This is a genomic window from Actinomadura latina NBRC 106108 (assembly GCF_001552195.1).
GTDB classification, from domain to species: Bacteria; Actinomycetota; Actinomycetes; order Streptosporangiales; family Streptosporangiaceae; genus Spirillospora; species Spirillospora latina.
In genome coordinates this window covers 26,561-33,090 of sequence record NZ_BCQS01000010.1, presented here as the reverse complement: position 1 = coordinate 33,090, position 6,530 = coordinate 26,561, and the positions used below count along the sequence as shown (strand labels likewise).

Below are 6,530 nucleotides of genomic sequence, written 5' to 3'. Positions count from 1 at the left end.
AACCAGGGAGCGAACCCCAGCCGGCCAAACCTTGGAAACAATCCCAGCATCACCATCCCCCAAAAGAGGGACAGCATTGCCTCAAAGAAATCCCCACCATCCGAAGATGGCACACGGGGCGACCCAGCCCTCCCCAAAAGAAAGACCGAGCCGATAAAGGCACTGGCTTTTAACACGCTGTTGAGTTCTCAAGAAACGGACACCCACCGCGCCGGACCCGCTCTCGCGTTTCCCGCTCCGGGGTGACTCGCTTTACTTTACCCGATCCAGCCGATTTGTCAATTTCGGCTTTCTCCGGTAACGCCCGTCCAATGCCGCTTGCGCGGCACCTTCGGAGCGGTGCAGCTATTTCACCAGATCCAGCCGGATTGTCAAAACCAGGCCTTTTCCGACGCCACCACACAACAGCAGGCACGGCTGAGCCGCGTCGGCTAGTTCGTAGGTGGTTTCCCTTCGGGCCGGCCGCCGTAAGGCGTCCCGCAATCCCTTGGGGCGAAGTGAACAGTATGCCCAAGGAACGGAGACGTCAAACCGGCTCGCGGTGGCGGATCGCCTCAGGACCGGTCGCTCCGCCGGTCGAGGCTGCGTACACGGCCCGTCTCACCTCGGATTTTGCCTGGTTTCAGGCCACTTCATCCGCGTCCGCAACACCGTCCGAGCCGCCAATATTTCATTTTGGCAACGCCGTATGAACAACGAGCCTCACGGCTGGGCCAGGTATCCACCGACGAAGAGAACCGCTTCAGCCAGAACCCAGACGAAAGCCGCCACGGTCAGGAGGGCGTCCAGCCGACCGGGCCGGCGCCGGACACCGTGCAGGGCCCACGCGGTGACGGCCAGGGCGGCAGCGAGGAGCGCGACCGCCCCCGAAAGCCTCACCGCATCGTCAAAGCCGGCGGCGCATCCCGGATCGTGGCGATCGGCCTCGCCGCAGAAGGCCGCATCACCCCAGCCGCCGACTGCGGAGAAGAACCACAGGACGGCCAGCATGCAGTTCGCGATCGTCGGGAGGGCCGGCGAGACCCACCAGCCATTCGTCCGTTCCGGCATGACCTGCACGAACGGACGGTACCTCGCCCCGAGGAAGCCGGGAAGGCCCAGCGCGGGCCGCGGCCACGATCAGGTGATCTCCTTGGCCTCGTGGAGGTTCATGTCCATGACGATCGCCGTCATGACGGCCATGGTCCGCAACGGCTCCCGGACCGGATCGGAGATCTCGATCGCGTACTTGTCCGCCGTCGTCAGCAAGTGCGTGGCCAGCCCGGCCCACTTCTTGCGCACATGGGCCACCCTGCCGCCGTCGGCGTCCTTCACCAGGAAGTTGTTGCGCGGTACATCGACGTCCACGGCCCCGATCAGAGTGCCGTCATCGTCGTAGATGACGTAGCGGCGCCCGACGCGTTCGGTGACGAATGACCCGACGCGCTCTCCGTCCGGCCGGAGGATCTCGGTGTACTCACGCCCGCTCTGCTTGTCCACGACCAATAGCGGTTCGCCATCGGGCGTGGACAGCATGACGGCTCGTGCGTCGAGGTTCGACTTGCCGGGGAACAGGCCCCGCATCTCGGAGCGACCCTCGTCATTCGTCTGCCCGGCGATCGCGAGGACGGTTCCGTCACCGTCCATCACCTTGTACCGCGACTTCGCGAACGGGCCCCTGCGAGGCTGTTCGACCTTGAGCACCGGGGAGCTGAACACTTCGCTCACGTGTTCTCCTGCCTCATCGGCCGCATGCGCGGGCCGCCTCACTGTCCATGACTCGGCACCCACGTACGGGTGTCCAACGGGCGATCCTGCCAAGCGCCGCCCCGAAAGGGAAAGCTCTTTCGCTTCGCGCCGACAACCGGTAACCCTCTGGCGGACCACCCACACCCGGCCTGACCTGGGCAAACTCGGACCGGGTCGCCCATCCCGAAGACACAACCTTCTCCCCGTCCGGGCACCCCTGCCGCTCAGGAAGCACACGGACCCCCGACGCGACGACTCCCCCAACACCCGCACAGAGAGCTTCTCGCCCTGCCCAATACTCGCCCTCGCAACAGCCGACCCGTGCTCGCTCCACTCGACAGGTGGCCGATTCGTGTGGACAACTGCCACCTGGAAGGCCGGAGCACGAGTCAGCAGCGTCTCCTCCTCCGAAGCTGGCAATCCGACAGAGCCGCAGTCGCCGCAAGATTGCGTACTGCATGCCCCGTCCACGTTGGTGGGGACTGGCACACCCTGACGGTCGGGAGATGCGCGGGGAGCATCAGTTCAAAGCCTCCGCGCAACCGCCACCGCCGCCGCCACACGCCTGCACCCACTACCCGGGCTGGGACGGGGTAGGTACGCCCCCTCGCAGGGGGAAGCACTCCGAGAAGCAGAAGATCGGCTGCGGTCGCGCCGCCTGCCCCATCGAAGTCTCCAGCGACTCGCCCATCTCGCTGACGCGGGCCGGCGGACTACGCGAGTTCGCCAGCTCGGCTCCCTGTGTAGCAATCGCCCGCCGAGGTTGCAGCGGCCAGCTGTTGCGCGGCGTCTCGCAGATCGCCGACCGGCGCAGCACACCACGCGTGGCCAGCGGCACCGCGAACCGCAGCACCAGCGCGACGGCACCGGCCGACAAACCCGGCGAGACCGACGACGCGGACCCGGCGCAGCACGCCGCACGCGGCCAGCAACACCGCCAACGACAACGCCAGCACGGCGGCACCAGCCGACAAACCCGGCCAGACCGACAACACCGACCCGGCACAGCACACCCGCACGCGGCCAGCACGCCGCGAACCGCAGCACCAGCGCGGCAGCATCGACGCGGACCAGGTGAGACCCTCTCTGCTGCTCGACGCCGTTGGCCTTGCGCGCGGTTACACCTCGATGCCGGACGGGATGCGTCCGCCGTCCGCCGCAGTGTTCAGGATCGGGATGCAGGCGAGCAGGCAGCGGCTGCCAGGCGCGGTGATTCCGAGGGAGAAGCCGTCAGGGAAGCATCTCAAGATGCATGCCGTCCGCCACGGTGCCGGTGCAGGGCCGCAACCTGTGCCGGTGGCCACGCTGCTGGGCAGATGTGTCCGCAGGCTAAGCGGACAAAGCGGTCCTAGAGGGATCGGATCGGCGGCCATGCTGACCGCGTGCCATATCCGCCGTTCAGGTTAGGACGGGTGAGTAGGTGCGCCTCTCGCTCAGTGCAAGGTAGCTAGATGCCTTGGGCGGACGTCCGGAGCGGGTGGGCTTGGGTTTGATGCAGGCAAGTCGTGCCATTCCGTCCAGCGGTAGGCGGCACCGCGGGCTGCCACGCGTAGTGGACGACCTGTCTTGGCCTCGGGCCCGGTCAGCTGCGCCGCGGCTCCGGCGTCGGTCACGTCCATAAGCACCGCGCCCCGGCGTTTTCATACCTGGTCTCGTCCAATGCGGGCCGAGGGAATCCACTCGGCTCATCACAGGCGGGCGGTCGCGGCACAGCAGGGGTCGTCCCGGACGCGCACGCAGAAAGGGACGGCCCGAGGGCCGCCCCTTTCTAATGTCGCGTTGGCTACGCGGCGCCGATCAGAAGTCCATGCCGCCCATGCCGCCGGACGGGTCGCCCGCCGGGGCCGGGTTCTTCTCGGGCTTCTCGGCGATGACGGCCTCGGTGGTCAGGAACAGCGCGGCGATCGACGAGGCGTTCTGCAGCGCGGACCGGGTCACCTTGGCCGGGTCGAGGATGCCGGACTCGAACATGTTGACGTAGTCGCCGGTGGCGGCGTTGAGGCCCTCACCCGGAGTCAGGTTGCGGACCCGCTCCACCACGACGCCGCCCTCAAGGCCGGCGTTCACGGCGATCTGCTTCAGCGGCTCCTCGAGAGCGCGCTTGACGATGTTCGCACCGGTGGCCTCGTCGCCCGACAGCTCCAGCTTGTCGAACGCCTTGGTGCCGGCCTGCAGCAGCGCCACGCCACCGCCGGGGACGATGCCCTCCTCGACCGCGGCCTTGGCGTTGCGGACGGCGTCCTCGATGCGGTGCTTGCGCTCCTTGAGCTCGACCTCCGTCGCGGCGCCGGCCTTGATGACCGCGACACCGCCCGCGAGCTTGGCCAGGCGCTCCTGGAGCTTCTCGCGGTCGTAGTCGGAGTCGGTGTTGTCGATCTCGGTGCGGATCTGGTTGACCCGTCCCGCGATCTCGTTGGCGTCACCGGCGCCGTCCACGATGGTGGTCTCGTCCTTGGTGATGACGACCTTGCGGGCGCGGCCCAGCATGTCGGTCGTGGTGTTCTCCAGCTTGAGACCCACGTCCTCGCTGATGACCTGGCCGCCGGTCAGCGTGGCGATGTCGCCCAGCATGGCCTTGCGGCGGTCGCCGAAGCCCGGGGCCTTCACGGCCACGGACTTGAAGATCCCGCGGATCTTGTTGACGACCAGGGTGGCCAGGGCCTCGCCCTCGACGTCCTCCGCGATGATCAGCAGCGGCTTGCCGGACTGCATGACGCCCTCGAGGACGGGCAGCAGGTCCTTGTTGGCCGAGGCCTTGCCCTGAACGATCAGGATGTACGGGTCCTCAAGGGTCGCCTCCATCCGCTCGGGGTCGGTCACGAAGTAGTGCGAGATGTAGCCCTTGTCGAAGCGCATCCCCTCGGTGAGCTCGAGCTCCAGACCGAAGGTCTGGCTCTCCTCGACCGTGATGACGCCTTCCTTGCCGACCTTGTCCATCGCCTCGGCGATCATCTCGCCGATCTGCGGGTCGCCCGCGGAGATGGACGCCGTCGAGGCGATCTGCTCCTTGGTCTCCACGTCCTTGGCGAGCTTGGACAGCTCCTCGCTCACCCGCTCGACCGCGGCCTCGATGCCCCGCTTCAGCGACATCGGGTTCGCGCCCGCCGCGACGTTCCGCAGGCCCTCGCGCACCAGCGCCTGGGCGAGCACGGTCGCGGTGGTGGTGCCGTCACCCGCGACGTCGTCGGTCTTCTTCGCGACTTCCTTGACGAGCTCCGCGCCGATCTTCTCCCACGGGTCCTCGAGCTCGATCTCCTTGGCGATCGACACACCGTCGTTGGTGATCGTGGGGGCGCCCCACTTCTTCTCCAGCACGACGTTGCGACCCTTCGGACCAAGGGTCACTTTTACGGCATCGGCCAGCTGGTTCATGCCGCGCTCGAGACCACGACGGGCCTCCTCGTCGAACGCGATCATCTTTGCAGCCATAGGCTCCAGTCCTCCCGGAACAAGGTGGCTTAGACGGATCGAGCCGACGCCCGCGACGGACGGCCCCCGCCGACGACTTCCATTCCGCCGCCGGACTGAGGCCTCATCGCCCCGACCCAGACTGTGAAGTTGTCACTCTCCACAGTAGAGTGCCAACCGTTTTTTAGCACTCTACCCTGCCGAGTGCAAGCGCCACACATCCTGAGCGGGAGAACGTTCATCTACCCGTCCGGACCCGTTCTCACCTGCGATGGAGCTTCATTCGGGAGCCTCATGGGTGTGTCGCCGTGATCCACTGTGTGATCGTCCGCCGGTCTTTGCGGAACGTTCGCTGAACGCATGCACCGGCGTGGGGCAGGGGGACGACGGTCTGCTCCGCGCGTTCCGCGACCGGAGCAGGAGGAGCATCCGTGCCCTGCGGCATGGCCGCCGAGCGCCCAGCGCGAGCCACCAGGTTGGCCCTTTCAGCCTTGTTGCGGCTCTGGGGGGAGCGTCTCTGACTGCGTTCTTGGGTGGCCGGGCGGACAGGCGCCGTCTCGACCACGAACGGGGATGAACCGCAGAAGCGAACGCGCTGACGCCTACGCCAGCTTCCTTAGCGTTGCACATGCGTATGTCCGTATCTTGCGCATGGCTCTCTTCCGCTTCGCGCACGGCGTGCCCGATGACGAGGAGGCGCGCCGGATGATTGGTGAGGCGAGCGAGATTGTCGTTGCCTTCAACGATGCGCGTGCCAAGAGCGGAGATCGTTGGATTGGAAGAGGCAGCCGGCAAGGCCGACCAGGTGTCTGAGGCTGCGGCGCAAGGCGGCTTGTGTTTGAGCGACTCCTACCTCTCGGGTCAACTGGCGGAATTGGACGCCGGGACCACAGAGCACCGGGAGCTTAGACGTACGGTGAACGAATTCGCTACGCTGTGCCGCCGCGAGCTTTCCGAGTGACGGCAATGCCAGTTCATTCAGGATGACGGCAGGCTGTGCGGGTTCGGTGGGCCAGGTCGTCCAGTACCTGGGCGACCGCCTCGACCAGCGCCTTGCCTGTGGGGTCTCCGGTCACTGTCCACACTTCCCGGTCCTCCTCCTCGACATCGGCGACGCCGCTGACGCTGGTCAGCGCGGCGGCGATGCGGCGGCGCAGTTCGGATTCGAGAGGCTCTGCGCGGATGAACTCCATGACCTGAACGCCGACGCTCCACCACGGTCCCTCGCGGAGCTTGGCGGCCGATACGGCGCGCAGGTCCGGCTCATCCGTATTGCGCGCCCACTCCTCGGTTATCCCGGAGTCGAGTGGCTGAATCTGCTGGATGTCGTCGCTCACGCGATGGAGGCTATTGCCGGGGCGCCGCAAAATCCACTCGTGATCACGTAGGGGCGG

Annotated in this window: 5 protein-coding genes; all 5 read right to left on the bottom strand. The window is 66.7% G+C overall.

Annotated elements, in window-relative coordinates; genetic code table 11:
• Nucleotides 1-702: 702 nt before the first annotated feature.
• The 5 genes from AL2_RS16080 to AL2_RS16060 all read right to left on the bottom strand — a co-directional run bounded on the left by AL2_RS16080 (nucleotide 703) and on the right by AL2_RS16060 (nucleotide 6,473).
• A complete protein-coding gene (locus AL2_RS16080) occupies nucleotides 703-1,059 on the bottom strand; it encodes a hypothetical protein (protein ID WP_067634666.1) in 357 nt (118 codons plus the stop codon).
• A gap of 60 nt (nucleotides 1,060-1,119) precedes the next feature.
• The gene (locus tag AL2_RS16075) at nucleotides 1,120-1,707 is read right to left on the bottom strand and encodes a phospholipid scramblase-related protein (protein WP_067634664.1); all 588 of its coding nucleotides are present in this window, start codon (nucleotides 1,705-1,707) and stop codon (nucleotides 1,120-1,122) included.
• Nucleotides 1,708-2,846: 1,139 nt separating this feature from the next.
• On the bottom strand, nucleotides 2,847-2,975 hold the full coding sequence (locus AL2_RS39760) for a hypothetical protein (protein ID WP_281181591.1): 129 nt from the start codon (nucleotides 2,973-2,975) through the stop codon (nucleotides 2,847-2,849).
• Nucleotides 2,976-3,525: 550 nt separating this feature from the next.
• Nucleotides 3,526-5,157, bottom strand: coding sequence for a chaperonin GroEL (groL, locus tag AL2_RS16070; RefSeq protein ID WP_067634662.1), 1,632 nt, complete (start codon nucleotides 5,155-5,157; stop codon nucleotides 3,526-3,528).
• Nucleotides 5,158-6,110: 953 nt separating this feature from the next.
• Entirely contained in the window at nucleotides 6,111-6,473 is a 363-nt protein-coding gene (locus tag AL2_RS16060; RefSeq protein WP_067634658.1) for a hypothetical protein, read from the bottom strand.
• Nucleotides 6,474-6,530 lie beyond the last annotated feature (57 nt).

Bases quoted from the DNA above. Each gene is read 5' to 3' on its own strand.
- groL (WP_067634662.1), bottom strand. From the start codon at position 5,157: ATGGCTGCAAAGATGATCGCGTTCGACGAGGAGGCCCGTCGTGGTCTC.